This is a genomic window from Acidiphilium iwatense (assembly GCF_021556475.1).
GTDB lineage: Bacteria > Pseudomonadota > Alphaproteobacteria > Acetobacterales > Acetobacteraceae > Acidiphilium > Acidiphilium iwatense.
On record NZ_JAKGBZ010000046.1, the window covers coordinates 1 to 25,438 of the forward strand.

At 61.7% G+C, this 25,438-nt stretch carries 25 protein-coding genes; 14 read left to right on the forward strand and 11 right to left on the reverse strand.

The genetic code is table 11. The annotated features are described in order from the left end of the window. Positions 1-119: 119 nt before the first annotated feature. The 4 genes from L2A60_RS16705 to L2A60_RS16720 are packed head-to-tail and all read right to left on the reverse strand — an operon-like array spanning position 120 to position 4,305. Positions 120-797: an alcohol dehydrogenase catalytic domain-containing protein gene (locus L2A60_RS16705; protein ID WP_235705589.1), complete on the reverse strand. Its 678-nt coding sequence runs from the start codon at positions 795-797 to the stop codon at positions 120-122. Positions 798-805: 8 nt separating this feature from the next. Then, positions 806-1,570, reverse strand: a complete 765-nt coding sequence (locus tag L2A60_RS16710) for an SDR family NAD(P)-dependent oxidoreductase (RefSeq protein ID WP_235705590.1) — start codon at positions 1,568-1,570, stop codon at positions 806-808. A gap of 3 nt (positions 1,571-1,573) precedes the next feature. After that, the gene (gene hisD / locus L2A60_RS16715; protein WP_235705591.1) at positions 1,574-2,887 is read right to left on the reverse strand and encodes a histidinol dehydrogenase; all 1,314 of its coding nucleotides are present in this window, start codon (positions 2,885-2,887) and stop codon (positions 1,574-1,576) included. A 23-nt stretch (positions 2,888-2,910) separates the two neighbouring features. Beyond that, complete coding sequence (locus L2A60_RS16720; RefSeq protein ID WP_235705592.1) at positions 2,911-4,305, reverse strand: MFS transporter; 1,395 nt, start codon at positions 4,303-4,305, stop codon at positions 2,911-2,913. A gap of 259 nt (positions 4,306-4,564) precedes the next feature. On the opposite strand from L2A60_RS16720, the gene L2A60_RS16725 reads away from it, so the two are divergent. The 5 genes from L2A60_RS16725 (at position 4,565) to L2A60_RS16745 (ending at position 8,771) form a co-directional block, all read left to right on the forward strand. Further along, entirely contained in the window at positions 4,565-4,852 is a 288-nt protein-coding gene (locus L2A60_RS16725) for a UxaA family hydrolase (RefSeq protein WP_235705593.1), read from the forward strand. Between the two features lie 30 nt (positions 4,853-4,882). Then, entirely contained in the window at positions 4,883-6,037 is a 1,155-nt protein-coding gene (locus L2A60_RS16730; protein ID WP_316044785.1) for a UxaA family hydrolase, read from the forward strand. Between the two features lie 39 nt (positions 6,038-6,076). Next, entirely contained in the window at positions 6,077-6,979 is a 903-nt protein-coding gene (locus tag L2A60_RS16735; protein ID WP_235705595.1) for an NAD(P)-dependent oxidoreductase, read from the forward strand. Continuing rightward, positions 6,976-7,962, forward strand: a complete 987-nt coding sequence (locus L2A60_RS16740) for an Ldh family oxidoreductase (RefSeq protein ID WP_235705596.1) — start codon at positions 6,976-6,978, stop codon at positions 7,960-7,962. Before L2A60_RS16735 ends, L2A60_RS16740 begins: the two co-directional genes overlap by 4 nt. A gap of 65 nt (positions 7,963-8,027) precedes the next feature. Continuing rightward, positions 8,028-8,771: a GntR family transcriptional regulator gene (locus tag L2A60_RS16745; RefSeq protein ID WP_235705597.1), complete on the forward strand. Its 744-nt coding sequence runs from the start codon at positions 8,028-8,030 to the stop codon at positions 8,769-8,771. A gap of 14 nt (positions 8,772-8,785) precedes the next feature. Here L2A60_RS16745 and L2A60_RS16750 read toward each other — a convergent pair whose 3' ends face one another. From L2A60_RS16750 to L2A60_RS16765, 4 genes are read right to left on the reverse strand one after another with little or no spacing between them, the layout of a single operon-like run. Beyond that, complete coding sequence (locus L2A60_RS16750; protein WP_235705598.1) at positions 8,786-10,126, reverse strand: MFS transporter; 1,341 nt, start codon at positions 10,124-10,126, stop codon at positions 8,786-8,788. 34 nt (positions 10,127-10,160) lie between these two features. Then, on the reverse strand, positions 10,161-11,165 hold the full coding sequence (locus L2A60_RS16755; RefSeq protein ID WP_235705599.1) for a zinc-dependent alcohol dehydrogenase: 1,005 nt from the start codon (positions 11,163-11,165) through the stop codon (positions 10,161-10,163). 4 nt (positions 11,166-11,169) lie between these two features. Then, a complete protein-coding gene (locus L2A60_RS16760) occupies positions 11,170-12,081 on the reverse strand; it encodes a beta/alpha barrel domain-containing protein (RefSeq protein WP_329603598.1) in 912 nt (303 codons plus the stop codon). Positions 12,082-12,086: 5 nt separating this feature from the next. Continuing rightward, the gene (locus L2A60_RS16765) at positions 12,087-13,010 is read right to left on the reverse strand and encodes a PfkB family carbohydrate kinase (protein WP_235705600.1); all 924 of its coding nucleotides are present in this window, start codon (positions 13,008-13,010) and stop codon (positions 12,087-12,089) included. 159 nt (positions 13,011-13,169) lie between these two features. Here L2A60_RS16765 and L2A60_RS16770 point away from each other — a divergent pair, with 159 nt between their 5' ends. Then, positions 13,170-13,967 (forward strand): DeoR/GlpR family DNA-binding transcription regulator, encoded by a 798-nt coding sequence (locus L2A60_RS16770; RefSeq protein ID WP_235705601.1) that lies wholly within the window; start codon positions 13,170-13,172, stop codon positions 13,965-13,967. Positions 13,968-14,237: 270 nt separating this feature from the next. Beyond that, a complete protein-coding gene (locus L2A60_RS16775; RefSeq protein ID WP_235705602.1) occupies positions 14,238-17,060 on the forward strand; it encodes a DEAD/DEAH box helicase in 2,823 nt (940 codons plus the stop codon). A gap of 228 nt (positions 17,061-17,288) precedes the next feature. On the opposite strand, the gene L2A60_RS16780 is transcribed toward L2A60_RS16775, so the two are convergent. Next, complete coding sequence (locus L2A60_RS16780; RefSeq protein WP_262313379.1) at positions 17,289-18,074, reverse strand: GntR family transcriptional regulator; 786 nt, start codon at positions 18,072-18,074, stop codon at positions 17,289-17,291. Between the two features lie 263 nt (positions 18,075-18,337). Between L2A60_RS16780 and L2A60_RS16790 the strand changes: the two genes are divergently transcribed. From L2A60_RS16790 to L2A60_RS16810, 5 genes are read left to right on the forward strand one after another with little or no spacing between them, the layout of a single operon-like run. Beyond that, complete coding sequence (locus L2A60_RS16790; RefSeq protein WP_235705611.1) at positions 18,338-19,294, forward strand: TRAP transporter substrate-binding protein; 957 nt, start codon at positions 18,338-18,340, stop codon at positions 19,292-19,294. 16 nt (positions 19,295-19,310) lie between these two features. Next, positions 19,311-19,814 carry a TRAP transporter small permease gene (locus tag L2A60_RS16795; protein WP_235705603.1) on the forward strand — a complete coding sequence of 168 codons (504 nt, stop codon included), beginning with the start codon at positions 19,311-19,313 and terminating at the stop codon, positions 19,812-19,814. 2 nt (positions 19,815-19,816) lie between these two features. Continuing rightward, a complete protein-coding gene (locus tag L2A60_RS16800; protein ID WP_235705604.1) occupies positions 19,817-21,115 on the forward strand; it encodes a TRAP transporter large permease in 1,299 nt (432 codons plus the stop codon). A 48-nt stretch (positions 21,116-21,163) separates the two neighbouring features. Next, entirely contained in the window at positions 21,164-22,405 is a 1,242-nt protein-coding gene (locus tag L2A60_RS16805; RefSeq protein WP_235705605.1) for an aconitase X, read from the forward strand. After that, on the forward strand, positions 22,405-22,851 hold the full coding sequence (locus tag L2A60_RS16810) for an aconitase X swivel domain-containing protein (protein ID WP_235705606.1): 447 nt from the start codon (positions 22,405-22,407) through the stop codon (positions 22,849-22,851). Before L2A60_RS16805 ends, L2A60_RS16810 begins: the two co-directional genes overlap by 1 nt. 234 nt (positions 22,852-23,085) lie before the next feature. Here the strand turns inward: L2A60_RS16810 and L2A60_RS16815 are convergent, their stop codons facing one another. Continuing rightward, positions 23,086-23,925: a sulfite exporter TauE/SafE family protein gene (locus tag L2A60_RS16815; RefSeq protein WP_235705607.1), complete on the reverse strand. Its 840-nt coding sequence runs from the start codon at positions 23,923-23,925 to the stop codon at positions 23,086-23,088. A 550-nt stretch (positions 23,926-24,475) separates the two neighbouring features. Here L2A60_RS16815 and L2A60_RS20955 point away from each other — a divergent pair. Together L2A60_RS20955 and L2A60_RS16825 are read left to right on the forward strand one after the other, a co-directional pair. After that, complete coding sequence (locus L2A60_RS20955; protein ID WP_407932567.1) at positions 24,476-24,658, forward strand: hypothetical protein; 183 nt, start codon at positions 24,476-24,478, stop codon at positions 24,656-24,658. A gap of 96 nt (positions 24,659-24,754) precedes the next feature. Next, on the forward strand, positions 24,755-24,967 hold the full coding sequence (locus tag L2A60_RS16825; RefSeq protein WP_262313383.1) for an SDR family oxidoreductase: 213 nt from the start codon (positions 24,755-24,757) through the stop codon (positions 24,965-24,967). Between the two features lie 6 nt (positions 24,968-24,973). On the opposite strand, the gene L2A60_RS16830 is transcribed toward L2A60_RS16825, so the two are convergent. Then, positions 24,974-25,438: SDR family oxidoreductase (locus L2A60_RS16830; protein ID WP_235705608.1), on the reverse strand; the 465-nt coding region annotated here is incomplete at its 5' end.

Consider the following 25,438-nt stretch of genomic DNA (forward strand, 5'->3'; position numbering starts at 1 on the left):
TGCCCTTCAACTTCGCCAAATCAGGCCAGACTAAAAACACTGCCTGACCCAGACCTATCGGTCGCGCTCCACCGCACGGACAGGACCCCCTCCCAAGGCTGGTGCAGAGAAATGCGCGCTTACAGATCAACCGAACCTGGTGGCGGTTCGCCGGCGCTGCCGGGCGCGTAGGCACTGATTGGTCCCGCCGCCGCCGCGGTTGCGCGACGCTGCGGGTTCGGTTCGCCAAGACGGATGTCGTGCGCGCCGAATCGGTCTAGGACCAGCGCGGCACCCAGCCCGATCGCACCGCCGCCGAGCACGCAGCAGACGGCGGTGGGCAGCGGACGATGCAGCGCCTCGACTCCGATCCGCACCGCATGCCAGGCGACGGCAAGCGGTTCCGCCAGCGCGGCCACGGCAAACGTCATGTCATCAGGAATTGGCAGTACATTTCGCTCGGGGATGGTGACGTATTCCGCGAAAGCGCCGGGGCATGGTGGCATCGAAATGATCTGACGGTGCAGGCAAAGATGGCTGCTACCGTCAATGCAGGCCTCGCAACGGCCGCAGGTGACGAGCGGATTGACGGTAACACGTTCGCCTCGGCGCGGACCATTGGCGATCACGCCTGCGGCTTCATGGCCAAGTACCAGCGGTGGTGGCCGGCGCTCGTCATGGCCATGATAGGCATGCATGTCCGAGCCACAGATGCCGACCGCCGCGACCTTGATGAGCAGTTCGCCGGGCTCGGCGACAGGCACCGGCGCATCGCCATAGGTAAGTGCTTGGGGGCCGGTGTAGATCAGCGCTTTCATGAGCCATCCTATCTGGCGGTAAACCCGCCATCCACGAACAAAGTCTGACCGGTGACATAGGCCGACGCCTCGGAGGCGAGGAAGATCGCGACACCGAACAGATCCTCGATCGCGCCATTGCGGCCGATCGCGGTCTGCGCTGCGTTTTTGGTACTCGCCGCCTCGTCGCGGAACACCGCTTCGGTCAGCGCGGTTGGAAAAAATCCAGGCCCGATCGCGTTGCAGGTGATCCCGTGACGAGACCAGCGTTCTGCGACGGCGCGCGTCAACTGCACGACGCCGCCCTTCGCGGCACCATAGGGTGCCGAGTTTGGAAAGGCACGCGCCGATTGAAGCGAGGCAAGCATGAGAATGCGGCCGAAACTCCGCGCGGCCATTGCCGGTGCCAGACGCTGGACCAGCCGGAACGGTGCGCGCAGATGGATCGCCATGTGCTGGTCGAACGCATCCAGGGTCACCGCCTCGAAAGGCTGACGGAGATTGATCCCTGCGGCGTTCACGAGGATATCGATCGAACCCGTGAGCGCATCGACGATCCGATCCGGGCCGTCCTGCGTCGCAAGATCGCCCGCGATGAAGGAGGCATCAATTCCCCGCGCGGCAAGACGAGCCGTTTCTTGTTTGAGTTCCGACGCGCGGCGCGCCACCAGCACGATCCGCGCGCCCTGCCGGCCGAGCGCCTCGGCGATCGCTAGTCCGATCCCGGAATTGCCGCCGGTGACGAGCGCCGTGCGTCCGTCAAGTGCGAATAGGTGGTCGAGCCGATCGGTCATGGATCAGATGGCCACCGGCGTGCCGAGATCAGCGTTACTGCCCGGCGCGTATTTGCGCACTCGGCAATCGGCGGTGCGCGCATGCGCCTCCATCCCCTCGAGCCGGGAGATGCGCGCGGTTACTTCCCCGACCGCCACGCTGGCACGCTGATCCATGCGCTGCCAGGTCAACGGCTTGAGGAATTTGTGTACCGAAAGCCCGGCCGAATACCGCGCCGCGAACTTGGTCGGCAGGATGTGGTTCGGACCGGACGCCTTGTCGCCATACGCGACGGTGGATTCCTCGCCGAGGAACAGCGAGCCGTAGTTCGAAAGGTGATCACGCCACCAGTCGAGATCCTCGCAATGAACTTCGAGATGTTCGCTTGCGTAGCGGTCGGACACCGCAACCAGTTCTTCCCTGTTGGCGCAAAGCACGACCTCGCCATAGTCGCGCCATGCGGCACCGGCCGCATCGCAAGCGGTCGGCGGCAGCGTGTCGATCAATTCAGGGACACGTTTCAGCGCGGCTTCCGCGATCCGACGCGACGTAGTGAACAGCCAGGCAGGGCTTTCGTGACCGTGCTCGGCCTGGCCGACCAGATCGGCCGCGACGATCTCCGCATCCGCCGTGTCGTCCGCGATGATGGCGACTTCCGACGGGCCAGCGAAGACATCGATCCCCACCTTACCGAACAACATCCGCTTGGCTTCGGCGACGAACTTGTTGCCGGGGCCGACGACGATATCGGCAGGTTTGCCGGTGAACAGGCCAAACGCCATGGTTGCGATCGCCTGAACGCCACCCAGCGTCATGACGATGTCAGCACCGGCCATCTGCATCGCATAGAGCACACAGGGATGCACGGCCTCGCCGCGGAACGGTGCCGAGCATGCGATCACGGTCTTCACGCCGGCGGCCTTGGCGGTCGCGATCGACATGTAAGCTGATGCGATATGCGCGTATCGGCCGGTTGGTACGTAGCACCCGGCGACGTTGCAGGGCACCATTTTCTGCCCTGCGATCAGGCCCGGCATCAGTTCCACGCTAAAATCCCGCACCGACTCGCGCTGCGCCTCGGCGAAGCGGCGCACATTGGCGACCGCCTTCTCGATATCGGCACGGGTGCCGGAATCGACCGTCGCGACCCGCTGCGCGATGCCGTCAGCGTTCATGACGATCGGTCCGCTCCAGCCATCGAACTCGCGTGCATATCGGCGCACGACATCCTCGCCGCCCGCCTCGATTGCCGCAAGCATGTCGGCGGCGACCTGCCGCGCCGTGCTGGTCTCGGTTTCCGGGGTCTTGGTCGCCCGTTTCAGATATGTTTCCGCCATGTTGAACATCCCTCACATGAAATTCATTCGCCCGCGCTGAGCGACATCTCTTCGGTTACGTCTGGATCGTGGCCGATCGGCTCCCGATGCACGAGCAAGGCGGCCAGCAGGCCGAGTAGCGGCACCAGAACGAGCGCCAGCATCATCGAACGAAATCCGATGGCCGCGACCAGCACAGGAAAGAAATAAAACCCGAAGATGCTGCCTACGCGCACCATGCTCTGCCCCCAGCCGGTGCCGACGCCGCGGATGCGGGTGGGATACGACAAGGTTGCCATCGTCATTCCCTGTGCGCCCGGACCGAAGGAATGGCCAAAAATGAAAAGGCCGATCAACAGCGCGGCGATGGCCAGAGACAGATGGGGTCCACCAGCATACAACAGCAAGAGCGCGATAATGACGATGACGTACCCGAAGATTGCGATACGCCGGATCCCGAGACGGTTGGTCACCGTTATGGCAACCGCGGCACCCGCGATACCGAACAGGTTGAACAAAATCGCGCCAAGGATTGCGTAAATGAAGTTGGCGCCGAACAAGCGTGTGGAAATCGTAGGAAGATTGAAGCCCACGGCAAAATATTCGATGCTCTGGGTCGCGCAGATGATCGAGACCAGAAGGGTACGAAGCCGGTATTGCGGCGAGAAAATCTCGGAAAAATCGATTTTTGGTGATTTTGCAGATTTCGTTGGCGCGGTCAGTGGCGCGATCGTGACCTGCACACCATAGGTCCGCTCGAGAATTCGTCCTGCCTCCGCGAGACCGAGATGGTGCGCCGCCCATGGCGCACTTTCATTCATGTAGCGAAGCCGCATCAGGAGGATGATCAGTGCCGGAACCGCTCCGAACCCGACCGCCACACGCCAGAGATCGCCGCTGACCCCCGCGAGGTAGAATGGCAGCACGATCAGGCCGGTGAACGATGCCGCGACATACCACATCATCTGCCAGAGATTGACATTGCTGCCCTTGCGCCGCTCCGCGACGAATTCCGCAATGAAGCTGAGCGCCACCGGAAAGTCGAGTCCGACGCCAACGCCCATAAGGAATCGAAATGCCAATAGCATGACGAGGTTAACCGAAACCGCGGCACCGATGGCGGCCACGACCAGGAACAGCAGATCAAGCAGGAACATCCTGAGCCGGCCGACCTTGTCGGTGAAGTAACCCCCCCACAATGCGCCGAGAAACGCGCCAAAGGCCATCATTGCCGTGACGCTGCCGAGTTCCAGCGGCGACAGATGGAAACTGTGCTTGAGTTGAACCACGCCGATACCGAGACTGGTGAAGTCGTAGGCGTCGACGAATACGCCACCGAGCGCGATGAACACGATCAGCAGCGAGGTCCGGCTGGCCGGATGCTCGTCGATAAAGCGACTCACGTCGCGCGCCGAACGAATTACGACATCGGGATTCATGTTTCCTCGCTATATTTCGTTTCATTTTTAGGCCCGGCCGCATTTCAGCCTTTCCAGGGGTCGGACGTCAATTCAAATTATATCTTATACAAGAATATTCTGTCAATCCCATGAGAGGTTTCTGCTACGCTCGTTTTTATCCGCCGTTGCGCCTATGGCCGCCGCGGAGTGAGGCGGGGTTGTTGACACGAGTCATTAATCTTATATAAATTATAGGAATAAGCGGCATTGCGCCGTATTATGGAGGAGAGAGAGCGTCATGAGTATTCCGCATCTGCTCGTGCACAGCCCGAAGGACAATGTCGGCGTCGTCGTCGTCGAAGGGCTGAAAGCGGGGACCGAGATGATTTGCGTTGTCACCGAAACCGACACCGATTTCCGGCTGGTCGCCAATGCCGATGTCTCGATCGGCCATAAGGTCGCGCTGACCGATTTCGCGGCCGGCGACACCGCGATCAAATACGGCGAGGATATCGGCCGGATCGTAGCCCCGATCAGGAAAGGCGACCACGTGCATACCCATAATCTCAAGACGAAGCGCTGGTAAGCGGGGAACGGAACCATGGCACACCAAAGAATGACTGGCTGGCGGCGCGAAAACGGCCGGGTCGGCGTGCGCAATCACGTCATCATCCTGCCGCTCGACGATTTGTCGAACGCGGCATGCGAGGCGGTCGCCAACAACGTGAAGGGCACGCTCGCTCTGCCGCACGCCTATGGACGGCTGCAGTTCGGCGCCGATCTTGATCTGCATTTCCGCACGCTAATCGGCGCCGGATCGAATCCGAATGTCGCGGCGGTGATCGTCATCGGCATTGAACCGCAATGGACCGGCCGCGTGGTCGAGGGTATCCGCAAGACTGGCAAGCCCGTGGAGGGATTCTGGATCGAGCAGCACGGCGATATCAACACGATCGCGGCTGCCTCGCGCAAAGCCAAGGAATTCGTGCAATGGGCTTCGGAATTGCCGCGCGAACCGATCGAGATCGGTGATCTGTGGATCTCGACCAAGTGCGGCGAAAGCGACACGACGACCGGCTTGGCCTCGTGCCCGACCGTCGGCAACATGTATGACAAGTGGATTCCCGAGGGAATTTATGGGGTATTCGGTGAGACCTCCGAGATTACCGGCGGTGAGCACATCTGCAAAGCGCGCGCGGCGTCACCCGAGATCGGTGAGAAATGGTACACGATGTGGAAGGCCTACCAGGACGACGTGATCGAGGCACACAAGACCGACGACTTGTCCGATAGCCAGCCAACCAAAGGCAATATCGAAGGGGGGCTCACCACGATCGAGGAGAAGGCGCTCGGCAATCTGGAAAAGATCGGACGGAACTGCACCTTTATCGACGCCCTTGAGCCGGCTGAGGCACCGGCGCAAGGCCCCGGCCTCTATTACATGGACACGTCATCAGCCGCAGGCGAATGCGTAACGCTAATGGCAGCTGCAGGATACGTGATACATACTTTTCCGACTGGACAGGGCAATGTTTGCGGCAATCCGATTGTACCTGTGATCAAGATTACCGGCAATCCGCGTACGGTGCGGACGATGAGCGAGCATATCGATTTAGATGTTTCGGGCATCTTACGCCGTGAGATGACAATTGAGCAGGCTGGCGATGCGCTGATTGACCTGATTGGGCGTACCGCGAATGGCCGGCTGACGGCTACGGAAGCGCTTGGTCACCGAGAGTTTGTGATGACCAAGCTCTACCGCAGCGCTTGAGCAAGAAAAACTGTGGCGACCATCGTTGTTGCGGAGTTTATGGATGAGGAGGCGGTCGCGTCGCTAGCCGCGCGGGCGCCGACGCTCTACGCGCCCGATTTGGTCGACCGGCCGGACGGTCTGCACGCAGTCCTCGCCGATGCCCGCGCGCTGATCGTCCGCAACCGAACGCGGGTGGACGCGGCACTCCTCGGCGCGGCGCCAAAACTCGAACAGGTCGGAAGACTCGGTGTCGGGCTTGACAATATCGATCTCGACGCCTGCCGCGTGCGCAACATCGCGGTGCATCCGGCGACTGGTGCCAACGACGACGCGGTGGCGGAATATGTGGTTGCGGCGGCGCTGGTTCTGCTCCGGCCGGCCTTTCTGGCAAGCAGTGGCGTCGTGGCGGGTATCTGGCCGCGCGACCGGGCGATCGGCCGGGAAATCGCCGGGAAATCGGCCGGTCTCGTCGGCTTCGGGCGGACCGCACGCAAGACCGCCGCGCGTCTCAACGCGCTCGGCATGAAAATCGCCACCTACGACCCGTTGTTGGATGCGGGCGCCGCGTGGGCCGCCGGCGCGGCGCCGCTGTCATTCGACGATCTTCTCGCCGATTCGGACCTGATCAGCTTGCACGTTCCCCTGACCCCGGAAACGCGCCATCTGATCGACGCCCGGGTACTAACGCGGATAAAGCCGGGTGCCGTTCTGGTAAATGCCGCGCGCGGCGGCGTGGTGGACGAGGCAGCGCTCTGCGTGGCGTTGCGGACTGGACGGCTGGCCGGTGCAGCCCTCGATGTCTTCGAACAGGAGCCGGTCACGGTGGAAAGCGGCGCCCTGTTCCAGGACATCCCCAATCTGATCCTGACGCCGCATATCGCGGGGGTGACGGCGGAATCCAATGTACGCGTCTCGGCGCTGATCGCGGACACCATTCTGCGAGCTCTCGGCCTCTTATGAACGCACCCATTTGCCTGAACCTCGCCGAAGCCGAGGAACGGACGATCGCAGTGCTGGTTGGTGCCGGCACGCGGACGGATATCGCACGTTCCGTCGCTCATGCCCTGGTGCTGGCCGAAGCGGACGGCCATGGCGGCCATGGACTGGTTCGGCTCGCAAGCTATGCCGCACAGGTTCGGGTGGGCAAGATTGATGGCCAGGCCATCCCCGAAGTGACGCAGACGCTGCCCGGCGCGATCCGGGTCGATGCCATGCATGGCTTCGCTTATCCGGTGCTGGACCGTGTGGTGGAGCGGCTGCTGCTGCTCACGCCGGAGCAGGGCGTCGCGGTCGCCGGCGTGTTTCGCTCCGGGCATTGCGGGGCCATGAGTCTTGTAGTTGAGCGTCTCGCCCGCGCCGGGCTCATCGGTATGATGGTTGCGAATACGCCGGCGGCGATGGCACCCTGGGGTGGCCGGCGCGCTTTGTTCGGCACCAACCCGATCGCGTGCGCCTTTCCGTTCGAGGACGACCTGGTGGTGATCGACCTCTCGCTCTCAAAGGTCGCACGTGGGCACATCCTGGCCGCGCAGCGGCGCGGCGAGGCAATCCCGGAGGGCTGGGCGCGAGGACCGGACGGCGAAGCGACCACCGATCCCACCCTGGCACTGACCGGTACCATGGTGCCCGTGGCCGATGCCAAAGGTGCAGCGCTTGCGCTGATGGTCGAGACGCTCGCGGCGGGGCTAACCGGTGCTCACTACGCCGCTGAAGCAAGTTCGTTCCTCGATACGGCCGGACCGCCACCGGCCACCGGGCAGTTGGTGGTCGCGATCGCACCTGCGGCCTGCGGGGGCAGCACGGATCACCTCGCCCATCTATTCCATGATGTTGCCGCTGAACCCGGCGCACGCCTGCCGGGTCTGTCGCGGTTTGTGGCGCGGCGACGCGCGGAGCGGGAGGGGATCAAAGTCGATCCCGGCTGGTTCAGTATGGCCGGATAGCTCGCGTTGCGCCACCAATCCGGTCTAATGCATGTTTGAGCACAAACCTTCGACACAGGATCCGGATGGACAATGAAACGAGCAACCGGGCGGGGACAGAGTTTCAGCCGCTCTATGCGCAGGTGAAGGCGCTGATCACCCGGCGGATCGGCTCGGGCGAATGGAAGCCGGGCGCGCTGATCCCCAACGAGTTTCAGCTCGCCGCCGAATTCAATGTCAGCCAAGGCACCGTACGCAAGGCGCTGATGGCGCTCGAGGCCGAACGCCTGATCGTCCGCCGCCAGGGCAGGGGCACCTATGTCGCGCGCCATACCCGCGAGCACGCTTTGTTTCATTTCTTCCGCATCGTGGGTCTGGACGATCAGCGGCTGGAGCCGTCGAGCCGGACGCTGAGCCAGAAATCGGTCGGCGCGACCCGCGATCTCGCGAAGCGTCTGGAAATCCAGCGCGGCACCGCGCTGCATTGCATCACCCGGATCAGAACGCTGAAATCGGTGCCCGCCATCTTCGAGCGCATCTACGTGCCGGCTCCGTTGATGCCTGATCTCGCGGTCGAACCCGGCACCGAGATGATCGACGAGATGTATGTGATCTACCAGGAACGCTACGGCATCACCATCGCCCATGCCAGCGAGCGGATCGCGGCGGTCGCGGCCACGGCGGAGGATGCGCGGTTTCTGGCTATTCCAGAGGCGACCCCGCTGCTCGAAATCACCCGCGTCGCGCGCGATGTCGGCAAAGTCGCTGTCGAATTGCGCATCTCCCGCTACCGTACCGACCTGTTCCGCTACGCCGCCGAGCTAAACTGATTCCGGCGTGGCACTCACAAGACGCGCGCAGGGTACCAATGGCGTGAAGGTGATTTGTCAGTGACCCGGCGCGCTGCCATTGCGCAAACGAAAGACAGGACAGAGATGCCAAGCAGAAAGGCGGCGATTAGCCACGGCTGGCCGCCATCGAGTTTGATGAACCAGGTGCCGATCAGCGGCATGAAGCCGCCGATGATCGCTGAGACCTGATAGGCGATCGACAGCCCGGTATAGCGCGTGCCGGCGCCAAACAATTCGCTGAAGAACGTCGCCTCAACCGCGAACATCATGGTGGGGCCTAGATTATAGGCGAGGATGAAGGCGAGCCAGATAATCGCGACCGACTTGGTACCGAGCAGGAGGAAGAACGGGTAGCTGAACGCCGCCATGAATCCGGCACCACCAAGATAGACCGCGCGCCGGCCGAACCGGTCCGACAGCGCGCCGAACACCGGGCACATCGGAATCCCAATGAGCGAGGCCACCATCATCGCGTTCAGCCCCACCGACCGATTCATTGCGAGCTGGGAAACGATATAGGCGATGCCGAAGGCGTTTATGCTGTTTGAGGAAATTATGCTGTTTGAGGAAATCGTCTCGGCGAGCCGCGCGCCGAAGGCCAGCATGATGTTGCCGGGATGGTCGCGCAGAAGCTGGGCGAGCGGCGGCACGTCTGACATTCCCTGCTGCTGCAGCTTCTTGAAGTCCGGCGTCTCCAGCAGATTGAGCCGGATGAACAGGCCGATCAGGGTGAAGGCGATGCTGATCAGGAACGGCACCCGCCAGCCCCAGGCGAGAAATTCGGATTTTGGTAGCCCATCGAGCAGCGCGAAAACGAGCGTGGCGAGCAGGATACCGGCAGAGGCGGCCGCTTGCGGCATGCCGCCCCAGAAGCCGCGCCGTCCCTCGGGCGCGTGTTCGATCGTGATCAGCGCGGCGCCCGCATATTCGCCGCCGAGTCCGAAGCCCTGTACCAGCCGTAACACAAGCAGCAGAATCGGCGCTGCGATCCCCGCCTGGTGCCAGGTTGGCAGCAACCCGATCAGAAAAGTGCCGAGGCCGATGATCAGCAGAGTCATAATCAACCCCGCTTTGCGGCCGATCCGGTCGCCAATATGACCGAACACCACGCCGCCGAGCGGTCGGGCGAGAAAGCCGACGCCGAAAATGGCGAACGCGCCCATGATACCGTTCAGCGGGTTCTGGTTCGGGAAGAACAGCGGCCCGAACGCGACCGCCGAGGCGGTACCGAACACGAAGAAATCATACCACTCGAGCAGCGCACCGATGAAGCTGGCGAAGGCGACCCTGCCCATCGGCGTGCGTGGCGGCGATGCGTCGATATTGTCGGTCATGCGTTTCTCTCCCTTATGCTTTGCTGGTTGATTCTCAGCGCATGTCGATCAGGACTTTCACGCTGTCGGGCCGCATCGCCTCGGCATAGGCGGCCTGGGCTCCATCAAGCGGGCGGACTGCGCTGATCAGCGGTGCTGCGTCGATCATCCTGGTGGTCAGCGCGGCGAGTGCCGCGTCGATATCAGCGGGCACATACATGCCGCTACCGAACAGATCGATTTCGAAGCGTTGCATCCGGGGCAGATCGATCTGTCGCGCGGCTTCCGCCACGCCGACAACGACGACCGCACCACCGCCGAGCGTCATCCGGCAGGCCGCATCGAGCGTGGCCGGTGCAGCGACGCAATCGAATACGGTAGTAAATTCGGCGGTCTCGCCGACCTGATCGGGGGCGATCGCCGCGTGGGCGCCAAGCCGCAGCGCGAGCAAGCATTTCTCGGCAATTGGTTCGACCACCGTGATGGCGCCCGCACCCTGCGCGCGAAGCGCGAGCAGGACGTATAGCCCGATCGTGCCGCTGCCGATCACCAGAATCCGGTCGAGATCGGCCGCGAGTCCGGCGGCGTGGATGCCGACAGCGAGTGGCTCGGCGAGAACGGCCAGTCGCGGATCGAGCCCGGCCGGCACCGCGTGAAGCTGTGCGGCGGAAACCACGAAGCGCGTGCGCCCGGCGCCCGGCAGGCGAAACCCGATCACCTTTGCTGTCGCGCAATGGTTGGGGTGGCCGGATCGGCAGGCGCGGCAATGACCACAGGTGACGAGCGGGTTCAGCACGACCCGTGCTTCCGGCGCAAAACCAACCGCCTCGCCCGCCGCCAGCACGGTCGCGACGCATTCATGGCCAATGATGAGCGGCGGCCGCACCCACGGGTGCTGACCGTGCAGCACGTGAAGATCGGTGCCGCAGATGCCGAGAAATTCAGCGCCGACCAGTACCTCGCCCGGTCCCGGCGGTGCCGGTCCCGCCGCCCTTATAACGCTGACCGCGCCGATCGCGGGGAATTTGATTGCGCGAACCGGGCGGAACAGGTCGTTCATCGGATCAGCGCACCATTGCGCGGTCGGTGATCTCGCACAGGCGCTTGAGCCGGTCGGCCGCCGCGCTGGCGAGAGCCGCGCCGCGATCGGCCATGCCGATCACCGGCTGCCACACCGCCCGCCCGGCGAGGAACCCGGACGCGCCTTCTGCGCAGGCGAGCGCGACGGCGCGCGGAAACTTATCAGGCTCGACACTGGAAGACAGCACGACCCACGGCGAGGCGATCGCGCGCGTCAGCGCGGTGCATGCAATACGGATCGCCGCCTCCGCACCGTTGCCATGCAGCGGTACTTCCGCCTTGTAGAGATCGGCGCCAAGCGCGCCGAGTTCGCGTGCCGCCGCGATCACGCCAGCCTCCCAATCGAACCGGCCGCCGTGCCGCGACCGACGGGCCACCGGCTCGATGATGCTCACCAGCCCCGCCGCCCTACACCGGGTGACGAATCGGCGCACCATCGCGATGCGTGGTTCCGCCGGTTCGTCGGGGCGCCAGATCACCAGCAGCTTGAGCGCCGTAGCGCCCTGATCTCGCACCATATCCGGCACCACAGCGTCGTCGATCTCGACATCGGCGACGAACTCCGCCTCACTCGGGATGAACCGATCGGCCGCCGCGATCAGTGCGCAACTGGGTGCGACCGCCCGTTCCGCGATCGCCCGGTCCCAGATGAAATCCCGATCGAGCAGGATCGCGGAGGCAAACGGCGAGAGAGCCCGCGTTACCGCGAGCTTGAAGTCGGTCACCGTCGCGTCGCTCACCGGACCGGTCGTATGTTCGGCCAGCATCGCACGCAGTGCCTCGCGCTGGTCGATAGCGAGCATTGCATAGCCACCCGACGATCGCGCCAGACTGGCGGGATCGCGCGCGGTTCCAGACCGGACAGGACTGCTCGGGCGGATAATGGTTTCCGGCATCGTGTTCAGACCTCCATGAGCTGGCTTGTGGCGGCGACGTGGGCGGGTAGCAGCCGCATCACCGTGTCGTGGTTGGGTATTGCCGAGCGGCCATCGACGCCGCAGCAGGAGAGCCCGGCGGCGATACTGGCATAGGCGGTAGCGTCGGGCGGCTCGAAGCCACGAATCCAAGCCGCGACCAGCGCGCCGTGGAACACGTCGCCAGCGCCGAGGGTGGAGATGCAGGGTGCGTCTCGCCAAGCCGGCACAAGCCAGGTTTTGCCGGCCGCCCGGACATGCGCCCCTGCCGCGCCAGCGGTCGCGACCACCCAGTCAGGTCCCGCGGCACGCCGCAACTGATAGGTCACCGTACCGTCGCCCACTAGCGCGGCGAGCCGCACCTGCGTCGGTGCGAACAGGCGGATCCGGCTGAGATCGAGACCGGCGATCGGATTGCCTGCATCGACCGACAACGGCACGGTAGCGTCACCCAATGCGGCGGCCGGCGCATAGCCGGCCTGATCGACATGCACCATCGCCGCCGCAGCGATCCGCGACGCCTGCGCCGAACCGGCGGTAATGTTCAGCGGCGGCGAAGGGATCGGGCAGATCGCCCGTGTGCCGCGCGATCGGTCGGCGACGATCACCGCTGCCGCCGAAAGTGCCCCCGGCACCACGATCGCGGCCGAGACGTCAACTCCCTCCGCGCGCAGGCCATCGAGAATGCGCGTGCCGCGCGCGTCATCGCCCACCGTGCCGATAAACGATGCCACCACACCAAGCCGCGCACAGGCGACCGCGCCGGTGGCGGCCGGGCCGCCACCGGCCTCTGCGATCGCCTCCGCAACCACGCGGCCGTCGGGTTCGGGAAAACCGGGCACCAGCGCGATCGTGTCCCAGGTCGCGAGGCCGACGAAGACGGCTGGGGATGATCCTAAGCGCGGCGGCATGGTATCCTAGACGTGTTGTTTGTTGCAAAATTACCAAATTTGGTAATTTTATACCATTGTCGCGGTCCCGTGTAAAGTGGTTTTATATAGGATAGAGGAGATATCGATGAGCCGACCGTTCGTTCTGTGTCATGCCCTCTGTTGGGCCGCGCGTTAACGATGAAGTATGGTGCCGCCGACGCCCGGCTGGAGGCGATTCACGCGCGTCTCGCCTCGGCCGGATTCCTCACCGTCGCCGATCTTGCCGCCACCATCGGGGTTTCCGAAATGACGGTCCGCCGGGACCTCGCGCGGCTTGCCGCCGCCGACCGGGTTCGGCTGGTCCACGGCGGCGCTCAGGCTACCGAGGCGGTACCGAGGGAAGGCTCCTTCCTGCACCGCCAGCTTCAGAACGAGACAGCGAAGGACGCGATCGCGAGTGCGGCAGCCGCGCTAATCGGGCCGCAGGACAGTATCGCGATCGATGCCGGCAGCACCGCGCTGCGGGTGCTGGAGCGACTCGATCCCGGTTTCGCCGGCAGCATCGTCACCCATTCAGTGCCGGCCATCGTCACGGCGATGGAGCGGGGCCGCTACCGCGTCATCGCACTCGGCGGAGATCTGTTCCGCGACAGCGCTGCCCTGGTCGGGCCGCTCGCAACCGACGCGGCTGCGCGCCTGCGCGTGCGTACCTTGTTTCTCGGCGCCGCGGCGATCGATAGTCGCGGCGTCTATGTCGCGGCGGATATCGAACGGCCGGCCAAACGCGCACTGATGACGGTGGCCGACCGGGTAATCCTGCTCGCCGATCACACCAAGTTCAGCCGCTCGGCCCCTGTTTTGCTCTGCGGTCTGGACGCGCTCGACGTTCTGGTGACCGAACAGCCGGTTGCCGAACCGATCCGTGCAGCCCTCATCTCCGCCGGAGTTGCGATCGTCGTCACCAGCTTAATACGGTCCGAAGATACGTCCGCATAGGAGATCCCGCCATCTTGTCGCCCCGAATCGGCAAGAATAAAGCGAATCACATCCAACGCCATCGGTACCGAGGACCAGGACATCGCCCAGTTTTGGAACGCCCCCGTCGCGCAAGGTGAAAGTGGAACGAGGCGATGATCGCGTGCTGAATTGGACGCGATTTTCGCCAGTGAGGGGGGCGCTATCGCGCGCGATTTTACACTCTTGACACCATTGCGCCGATCGGCCCTGTCCGTCAGGTTTCCCTGTGTTCAAGATACGGAGGAAAGGATGACGACGAGTCGGGTCAAAAGATCGCCTCGGAAGGCGAAGAAGGTGCAGGAAAGGAGTTCCGGCTTTCAAGGCTGGAACACGACCGACGCCGATGAACTCGAACGGCGCCGGTGGCGGGGGCTCACCGATATCGGCGCCATTGAAAATCTGGAGCCTGAACATCCCTACTTCGGTAACTTCCGCGTGCACTCGACCAGCGGAGCCACGTATGAAGTCGAAATTCGCTCTCTGATTCTGCGGGAAAACTCCTGCGGCTGCCCGGACTGGCGGGTCAACGGTCTCGGTACCTGCAAACATATCGAGGGGGTGCTCGAAGCATTGCGTCGCAAAGGGAAGCGCGCCTTTGCCGCGGCGGGGCGGGCCGGTAGTCCGCGGCTTGAAATATTTCCTGCTGTCGATGGATCCAGTGCCGTGCATGTGCGTGGGCCCAGGGACCGGAACACCGTGGACGCCGTCATCACCCGATATTGCACCGCGGCCGGATTGCTTGCGGGCGACACGCTGACCACTCTCCCCGCTCTGCGAAGTGAGCTGGACGGCTTACATCCTGGAACCGTCCGGTTTTCCCGCCAGCTCGAGAGCCGAATGGAGGAAGAACGTCGGCGCCGTCGGCGCGTCGAGGATCGCGACCGGTTCCTCGCTGATGTCGAGGATGGCTCTGCCACAATCGACATCCTGCACCATCCGCTCTTGCCCTACCAGGTGGACGGCATGCTGCATCTGGCATTCGGCGAGCGCGCGCTCCTGGCCGATGAAATGGGCCTCGGCAAGACGGTGCAGGCGATCGCCGCGTGCGAGCTGCTTCGCCGCTTGCGCGGCATATCTCGGGTTCTGGTCGTCCTGCCGGCTTCGCTGAAAGCGGAATGGGAGGACCAGATCGCCCGCTTCACCGACCTTTCGGTGACGGTCGTATCCGGTCCGCGCCCCGAGCGGCTGCGGCTTTATGCAACGAAAACCTTCTTTACCCTGGTCAATTACGAGCAGGTACTGATCGATCGCCACGACATCAATCGGATCGTCGGCGCCGACGTCGTGATCCTGGACGAAGCGCAGCGGATCAAGAATTGGCAGACCAAGACCGCGCAGGCGGTAAAGGAGCTGCGGAGCCCCTACGCGTTCGTGCTGACCGGCACACCGCTCGAAAACCGCATCGATGAGGTCTATTCCATCGTCCAGTACCTGGATCCGCGGCTCCTGGGGCCGTTGTTCCGCTTCAATCGCGATTTCTATGTCCTTGATGAGCGCGGCCGGCCGATTGATTACAAAAATCTCGCAGAACTGCGCGCGCGCCTGGAACCGGTGATGCTGCGGCGGCGCAAGGACGATGTGGAGGACCAGCTTCCCGGCCGCACCGTCGATACCTTCTACGTCGCGATGACCGAGGAGCAGCGGTTGCGGTATGCGGATTACGAAACCCCGGCCTCTCGGCTGATCGCCCTGGCGCAGCGCCGCCCGCTCAGGAAGGAGGAATTCGACCGCCTGCAGCAATTGCTCGCCTGCATGCGGATGATCTGCGACACGCCTTATATCCTCGACCCGACCTGCCGGGTGTCGCCCAAACTCGACGAACTCGAAAATGTCCTGGCTGAACTTCTTGCGGAGCCGGACCGCAAGATCATCGTCTTCTCGGAATGGGAGCGGATGCTGGGACTGGTGCGCGAACTGGCCAGTGAACTCGGCGTCGAGTTCGCGTGGCACACCGGTTCGGTGCCACAGGACAAACGGCGGATCGAGATTCGTCGGTTCAAAAGCGATCCTGCCTGCCGGTTGTTCCTGTCGACGGATTCCGGCAGTGTCGGCCTCAACCTTCAGGTGGCGAGCGCGGTCGTCAACATGGACCTGCCGTGGAACCCGGCAAAGTTGGAGCAGCGCATTGCCCGGGCTTGGCGCAAGTACCAGACCAGAGCCGTAACCGTCATCAACCTGGTCTGCGAGGATTCGATCGAGCATCGCATCCAACATATCCTGGTCCAAAAGCAGGGTCTGGCGGACGGCGTGCTGGACGGGCGCGGCGATATCGAGGCGCTGAAAATGCCCTCGGGGCGGGCCGCCATGGTCGAGCGGCTGGCCGCACTCCTGCACAAGCCGGAGCCCGTCTTGCCATCGCCGCCCCTGGATTCTGGTCGCCGTTTTGCGACCGAAATTGTTGGTCGCCTGAGCGATGCGGTTCTTTTGATCGAGCGATACCGTCGCGACGAAGGCGGAGAAACGATGGTCGTGGTCATGGAGGGTGCGCCGGCCGAATTGAACGAGGAGCGTCAGCGTCTGGCCGAAGCGGCGGCCCAGATCGGCATCGCCTCCATCGAAATCGTTGGGCGCTCCGCGTGGGACGCTGTCCGTCGGCTGCAATCTGTCGGCATTGTTCGCTTGATCGAGGCCGGAGATGTGCTGCATCGATCTCCTGTCTTGGATGAGGCGACGATGCCGGAAGATCAGGCCGGGCGGACGCGCAACCGGCAGGTCGCAATGAGCTGGCTTGATCAGGCCGAGCGCAAGTTGCGCATGGCGACGCTGCTCGCCGATGGCGGCTTTGCCGAGGAGTCGCTGCCATCGCTCGGCCAAGTGGCATCCTTGGCGATTCGGGGCCTTGCCGTCGTCGTCGATCCCCATCTCGAACCCACACTCGCGGAAACGATCCCGGAAGCCGAGTTGACCGAGTTGACGGCCGTGCGGGCGCATTTGCCACCGGGGTGCATCGCCGATCTGGCATTGATTGGCGGCATCGGGAACGGCGCGATAGACATCGATGCGAGCAGGGCCGCGGCTCAGGGCTTGCTCGCTACTGCCCGCGCCGCAGCCGAGCGGAACTGGGCAGCTTGACCCTTGAACACCGTATTTCTATCTGTGATTGAAAGAAGCTGCGGAAGGCCGCCCATCGAACCGTAGAGGATACATGGCGAGGCATCGGCACCCTGCTTACCGCGTTCTCCGCCGATGAATGCAAAAGATACCTCATCAACTCAGGGTACGGTTCAGTCTAGAGTCATCATGCTCTAACGCTCATCTGCCGTCATGCGATAGGATCTTTTGGGTTAATTTTTACCATTCTCAATCGCTGTGATTTGAACCGAGCATTTTGGGTTTTTGTTTGAACGCCGACGTTTTGATACGGTAAGCAGTTGGAATCAGATAATGAATTGTTTGTTCGATCGGATCATTCTCCTGATCGTAGGAAATCCGCTCCAGTACGAGTATGGGCGTGGTTGAAGAGATTTTCAGCATGCCGCCCAATGCGGCATTCGGCAATTGGCTGCTGATTTCGAAATCGGCGCGAAACGGCTCCACTCTCAGCTTGGAGCGCAGCAGCTCATAAACTCCCATAGACGCAGTATCGGCTCGCGACACGCGCTCGCCTAGGCGAGGGGGCAGCGTCACCTGGATCAGGGCATGATGGGTGCCCCCAGTTTCATAAAGTCGGCTATAGCAAAGCACCTCATCCGCGGTGCCGCGGAAAATATCGGGGATACCCTCTTTTTTCCAGCCGAAATCGACCACCGTGATGGCGACGTTTTCACCAGCAGCCAGGAAAGCGTCGGTGAAGGGACCGAATTTGTCGATCTCATAGATCACCCGCGGCAAGTATTGGGCCAGGAACGTGCCTTTGCCCTGCCGCCGGATCAGCACGCCCTGATCGACCAGGGTCTGAATGGCACGCCGCACCGTGATCCGGCTGAGGCTATAGCGGGTGCGGATCTCTTCTTCGGTCGGGATTTGCTCCCCAGGCTGATAGGACGCCAGCACCTCCGTGCGCAGCCGGTTGGTGAGCTGCTCATGCAAGGCGAAAGGATTCTGACGCTGCAAATCGCCAATTCTGCCGCTGTTTTGGGGAGCCATTCGTGTTCCAACTCCAGGGGTTGCTCACAAATTAATGTATTGTTTCAGGATAAGATGTATTATATCGTCTGCCAATCCGAATCGTCCAATAAACATGAATTTTTGCCACAGGGCAGAGACAAAGCTGTGAGGAAACCATGAAAAACGCGGAATTTTCGCGATTGGACGCAGATCTGGCACGCAGCCGCGCGCAAGGGGCGAGGGTATGGATTGGCCGGCGCGGCGCGCTGAAACTGGCGGGCGGCGCGGGCGCGCTTCTGGCGATGGATGCGGTCCATGCCGCTTCTGCCGCAACCACCTTGCGGCTTTCCACCTGGGGCGCATCAAAAGCGCCGCAAGTCACCAGTTTCGTCGCACCATTCATCGAGCAAGTCGAGCATGCCTCCGGCGGGCGCATCAAGGTGGAAAATTTCCCCGATGGCGCCTTGGTGAGCGAGCAGGATGTGCCAACCGCGATCCAATCGAAGGTGGTGGATATTTCCCTGACCACCTTGGGAAGTTGGGCCTCCATCGTGCCGGAGGCGGGGGTGCTCAACACGGTGTTTTTCTCGCCGACTGGGGAGGGGTTCGAAAAAGCGATTGGGCCAGGGACAAAATTGTTCAAAACCCTCGATGCCGGCATGATGAAGCACGACACCAAGATGCTCTGCGCCCTCTATAACGGGCCAGTCGTCGTGGTTTCGCGCCAGCCGCTCAATACCCCAGCGGCCTTTCGCGGCAAGACCATCCGTGTGTTTGATAGACTAACGGCGCAAATCGTACAAACCTTGGGCGGCGCTCCTTCGACCATCGGTGTGGCCGATGTCTATCCCGCTCTCGAACGCGGAACCGTGCAAGGGGCGATCGGTGGTCTGGAAGGGGCGGTCGGGCTGAAAGAATATGAAGTGGCCAAATATGTATTGGCCACCAATGGCGTGTTCGGCTTGTTGATCACCGGCTATGTGATGAATTTGGCGCATTTTGTAGCGTTGTCGGCCGATCTGCGGAAAATCGTTCTCGACGCGGCCTATCAAGTTGGCAGGACGGCTAATCAGGCGATGGTCGATGCCTACCAGATCGAATTGGACAAGATGCGCGAGCATCATGCGACCGTCACCGTGCTTGAACCAAAAACGCCCAATTACGATGCGTTCAAGGCCGCGTTAGCGCCTTTGGTCCGCAAGGAAAAGGCGGGCTTCAGCCCGGCTTTGGTGAAGACCGTCCTGGATTCCCTGCAATGATCCGCAGCCGCTGTCGATGACGGTCCGTGCCGGGGGCTGGCGCGCACAACTGGCTTCTCAGCTTACCGCGGTATCGCGGGTGATCGCAACCATATCCGCTCTGTTGGCGCTCGTTCTGCCGTTGCCTGTTCTGTACGAAATTGTGATGGATCAGTTGCAGCGCCCGCCTATCTGGGTATTCGAGATCTCGGGCTATGCCATCATCATGATGGGGTTTTGTGCCGCCGGCTATGGTCTGAATACCGGGCATCATTTCCGCCTCAAAATCCTTGCACAAGGCCGCCCGGACCTTGAACCGGCTCTGGCGAGGTTGTCCGGCTGCTTTGAACTGGCGTTCGGTCTTGTCCTGCTGGTGTCCGGCTGGCAGCAAGCGCATGCCGCCTTGACGCAACATCTGGTCTCCAACACCTTGCTGCAGGTGCCACAATTCTGGCCGGAATTGGCGTTGCCGATCGGCGGTGCTGCCATCGCCGTCCAGGCGCTGGCTCACATCCTCGCGCCGCGCATAACGGGGCGTTGAGCATGGCCTGGAGCGGCGATGCCACGCTGATCACCCTGGTGTTTGGCATGTTCGGCCTGATGGTGCTGGGGGTACCGATTTTCATCTCGATCGGGGTAACCGCCTTTGCTGGTCTTGCATTGATGTTCGGCATCGATCAGGCTAGCGTGGATTTCGCTTCTTTCCTCTGGCAGAGCTTGAATAAATTCGAACTCGTGACCATTCCGTTGTTTGTTTTTGCCGCCATGCTGGTGCAGGCGGCGCGTTTGGGCGATGAACTCTTCGAATTCGCCAAGGTCTGCATCGGCGCAGTGCCGAACGGGCTTGGCGTGGCGGTGATCCTCACCTGTGCGATCTTCGCCGGCATCACCGGCTCGAGCCCGGTGACGGCGGTGACAGTCGGCTTGATTGCCCTGCCGGCTTTGGCCCGCGAAGGCTATCCCGACCGGGTGCGCGGGGCGTTGATAGCCGGAGGCGGCACCTTGGGCATTCTGCTGCCTCCAAGCCTTCCATTGATCATTTATGGCGTGTTGACGGAAACCTCGATCGGCAGTTTGTTCATGGCCACGGTGATCCCAGGTTTGCTGCTGGCACTGCTTTTCTCGCTATATGTTATTTTTTTCAACCGTCCGGCGATCAAGGTCCGCCCCTACGTGTGGCGCGAACGTTGGCCGATCTTGCTGAAAGGCGCGCCGATCGTCGTCCTGCCGGTGTTCATCATCGTCTCGATCTATTTCGGCGTCGTCACTCCGACAGAAACCGGCGCGGTGGCCGCGATGTACATTCTGCTGGTCGGGCTCATCCGCCGCCGCTTAAATCTCAAGAGCATCCTAGCGGCGGCGATGAACGCCGCGCTGACTGCCTCCATGCTGTTGTTGATTTTCGGAACAGGATCGGTCTTTGCGCGGTATAGCGCTTTGCTACAATTGCCGCAGAAAATTGCTGCTGGCGTTACGTCGCTGCCCGGCGGTCCATTGATTGCCTTCACCGGCATCATCGTCACCGATCTGTTTCTTGGTACTTTTCTCGAATCAGGGGCGCTGACGATCCTGACCATCCCGATTTTTTTCCCCATTGCCCGGGCCATCGGCATTGATCCGGTGCAGTTCGGCGTGATCATCGCCGTCAATCAGGAAATCGCCCAGATCCACCCGCCAGCAGGGCTTAACCTGGTGACGGTAGCCTCCATTTCCGATATTCCGCTAACGCAGATGATGGCGAGCATCCTGCCGTTCATCGCCATTGAGATCGTCATGGTCTACGCGCTGTATTTATTTCCAAATCTAACACTGTTTCTTCCCAATCATATGAGCATGCCATGACCATGTCGCCGATGGTTCGAGGTGGCTGGAACCGACCGGAGAGAAGCGATGAAATTGACCGATGAAGAACGAGCGATGTTATCGGGAGAATGCGGCCCGCTGCGCCACTGGGCCATCGCCCATCAAATCCAGGTTGGACGCTATTTCCACGCGACTGATCTGGTTCAGATCGCCCAGGCCCACATCATGTGCGACACTGAATCGCTCGGCGAGGCGGGCGTGCAGTGGCTAGAACGCTGGATGGGTCTGCCTGACGCGCAACGCCGGGTCAGGGTACCAACGATCACCGATCCGCGCGGAACCGATTTTTTTGCCGCACCAAGGCTAAAGCAAGAAAATTGGATGGTTGAGCGCGAGCGGCGGACCACCGTAGCGCTGGAATCCTGCGGCATCCTGATGACCAATACCTGCATCAACTATCAGACGATCATGCCGCCGCTGCTCGGCGAACATGTGGCCTATGGGGACACCGGCGTTGTCATCTATACCAATAGCGTGCTGGGGGCGCGGTCTAATTTCGAGGGAGGCCCTTCTGCGTTCGCGGCAGCCCTCACCGGATGCACGCCGCGCTATGGCTACCATCTGGAGGCAAGGCGGCAACCGACCTTGCACATCGTGACGACCTTCACGCCGCAGTCGCTTGATGGATGGGGGGCATTGGGCGCGATGGTTGGCAAATTGGCGGGCGACTACTGGAGTGTTCCGTTGGTCAGCGGGCTGGAGCGGATTCCCGGCTCCGACGAGATGAAACATTTCGGCGCGGCGGCGGCGAGTTTTGGTTCGGTGGCGCTGTTCCATCTGTCCGGCATCACGCCTGAAGCCAAACTAGCGCGGGATTTTTCTGCCTCGGTATCCTCGCTACCGCAATTCCGCTTAGGCGGCCGGGATCTGGAGGCATTTCGCCAGCGTTATGGCCAGACTACGGGCAAGGTCGATCTGGTCGTGTTTTCCGCCCCACAATTGAGTATCGTCGAAATACAGCAGGTCGCCGATCTGCTCGCTGGGCGGCAGGTGAAAATTCCACTGCTGGCGATCACCAGTCCGCAAGTCAAGCCGGATGCAGATCGCATGGGGTTGACCGCCCGTATCGAAGCCGCTGGCGGTACCGTTCTGGCTGGCATGTGTTTCTACAATAGCTATGCGCGCGAGATGGCGGAAGCGAACGGTTGGAAGTCTCTGGCCAGCAATTCGGCCAAGTTGGTGAACATTATCGGCGGCTATGGGTACAGCCCAACTCTGCTGTCGATGGAACAATGTATTGACGTAGCCTGTGCGGGAGGTTCGGTGTGATGCGGGATGCGATGTTTTATGCGGGCTGCGCAATGGGTCATAAAATCCAGGGGCGAGCGCTGGTCGCCAAGGATGGCTTCTCTGCCCGCTATGATCTTGATCGGATAAAAGGTGTTTTTTCGCGCCCGGAGCATGTCCTGGCAGGCCAGTCTTACCTGGGGCGGGTCCTGATCCTGGATGCGGCGAAAGGCGGGGTGGCAACCGCTTGGATGCTGTTCGAGATGGCTTCCCGTAGCATGATCCCGCTGGCTCTAGTTCTCAACCGGGCAAACCCCATCATGGCGCAAGGCGCAGCCCATGCCGGCCTGCCGCTGATGTCGGATTTCGATTGCGATATCACTTCTGTTATTCCCTCAGGGGCCTTGGTCGAACTCGAACCAAGTGTCGAGCGTCCTTATCTCAAATTATTACGAGACGACACAAACGGCGCTCCTTCTCTTGGTTGATTTTGACAGACCTTGGGGTGAAAACGCATCCAACCACAGATGATATGGAATGATGCACAGGGAGACCGGTGGGAGGTTGGAAGTGAGAGTCTTGGCCTTCTAGCAGCAACCGTGCGGAATTTTACGGTAAAGAGCCAATCGGCTTGGTCGGGCTAAAGATGGCCAGAGCTTCACGACAATAAGATGGTTATCGTGAATCATCCCCGCTATCGATCTAAAAGGAGGCCGCGCCCATCAGGTTTTGAGGACCGAGATAACCCCGGCGATACCAGCCAATCCCACGACCGCGGTGATGACGTACGCGAAGGTGGTTTGCGATATACGCCGGACGGCATGGACACCCGCGAAGGTGCCAAGTGCCGCGAAGGGTAACAGCCAGACGCCAGAGATCAGCCAAGGCAGCCGCGCGATGCCCGTGCCGAGGGCGACTGTGATCGCCAGCAGATAACTCAGCAGATTGAACATCACGAGGATCGCCCGGCTATCATTGATTCCCTGCCTCTGCCAGACGACAATCAGCGCCGGAACCGGCCCACCCATGCTGGTGCAGCCATTGAGAATGCCACCGAGAAACGCGCCGATTGCCAATGGCCACGCACCGGGGCCGATTCTGATTTGAAACCAAGTCAATCGCAGGATCGTGATGCCGATCGCCAAGCCGGCGATCGCGAATTTCAAGGCTGGACGGTCGATCAATCCGAGCAGCATGATCCCGATCGGCGTGCCGACCATCGTGCCGAAAACGACCGGTATTGTCCGGTCGCGGGCGATTGCATGACGAATTTCGGCGATCACGCCGAGGCTCATGATGGCGCCAAGCACCAGTGCGACGAACACCACCTGGCGCGGATCGTCGGATATGAGCGAAAAGAGCGGAGTGAAGACCACGGCAAAACCGAAACCCGCAAAACCTTTAACGAAACCTGCCGCGAGTGCAGTGAGGCCGCCGGCGACCAGGAACAACGGGGTGGAAGCAATCAGCATTATTTTAAACCTTGGTCTGTCTTGCGAGATCGAATCGCCCAGGATGGAGATCTTTAGCTCTAGCTTTTTGACCACGGACCCGCGCCGCACGTAACCCGCAGGCTCACGGCGGGGTCATCCTATCCGAAAAATGATGCCTGTGTGGCTAAAAGTGGTCTGAGATTCACGATAATCATATCTTTGCTGTGACTTGTGTCAAATCGCCGCATCGCTGTGCGACCGCAGGGCGCCGGCGAAAGTCGTCTTGCATGCGCAATCCGGTGATCATGAACGGTGAATCCGTTCGATCGTGAAGTTCACCAAGGCGAAGACGAGGCCGGACGGCTCGACGCCGGCAGTCGACCTCGCGATCCCGACCTTCGGCTGCAAGAACCACATCGCGATCGACCGGCACCACGGCTTGATCTGAAACTGGGTGGTCACGAATGCCGCGCGACCGGAGCGCAACTCAACGGGCTGATCGATAAGACCAACACCGCGGCCAGCGTGTGGGCGGAGGGAGCCAAGGTTCTATTGGCCGCTGCCGATGGAAAGCTCCCGGAGGGGGACACGGCATATCGGTCGAAGAAGAACGAGGCATGGTTGGTCAGACAACGGCATGCGCTCGTGTATCCACCGGAAGAAGCCGCAGGGCCGAGCGATGCCGCGCGGCACGGCGCTCGCGAACGCGGCGAAATCCCGGTTGCATTCGGCGATCGAGCATGTGGCCCTGTTCGTTCGCACCATCGGCCTCGTCCGGGCAAGCACGAAGATCGGCCTCGCCAATCTCGCCTACAACATGCAGCGCCGGGTCCGGCTCGGCAGGAGAACCGCGCCCGCATGAGCCCGAAGCCCCGACGGGGGGCAGAAAATCCCAGAAACCACAAGCAATTGCTCCGAAATCGATGCACTGACCGGCGCCAGCCGAATCAGCAACGCGATTGAGCCCAACCCGCTACTCGAAATCCGTCAGGCCAAGGGTTTTTCGAGGCGTCCGGATATAGAAAAAGATTTACTACAAGAAAAGCAAGCAAGGCTTCGGTTCACAACCCCAGAACAAATAGGAGCGCTGGCGACATATCTCTGTTCTGACGCAGCTCAGACTATAACAGGAGCGTCACCCTCGATTGGCGGTGGGTGGACGACCCACTGAAAGCCATCACGAAATAGTTCGGCCTCCATCAACATATAGAATTTGACCGGTTATGAACCGGCTTCCCGGTGCCAGAAGAAATATGATGGCAGCGAGAAGGTCTTCCGGGGTTCCGAATCGGCTCATTGGAATTCTGGCGAGTGCCGCGTCTTGGGTAATAGGATCGTCAAGGATCTGGGTCGCCAAGGGGGTCGGGGTGACAGCCGGTCCCAGTGCATTTACCCGGACACCCGATGCAGCCCATTCTGCGGCGAGCACACGTGTAACATGCGCAGCACCAGCCTTGCTTGCCGCATATGCGGCGTAGTTACGGTTTGCAACGCTGCTCGACACAGACGTTATGGTAATATCGACGAGTTGAACGGTGCGGGTCGCCGCGGCAAGACCGATCAGGGCCAGCTTGAACAACCGTCCGGCATCTTGCATCTGGGTTTCTTCAAGCCTGAGGCCGTCGCTTTTCAAGGACCTGAA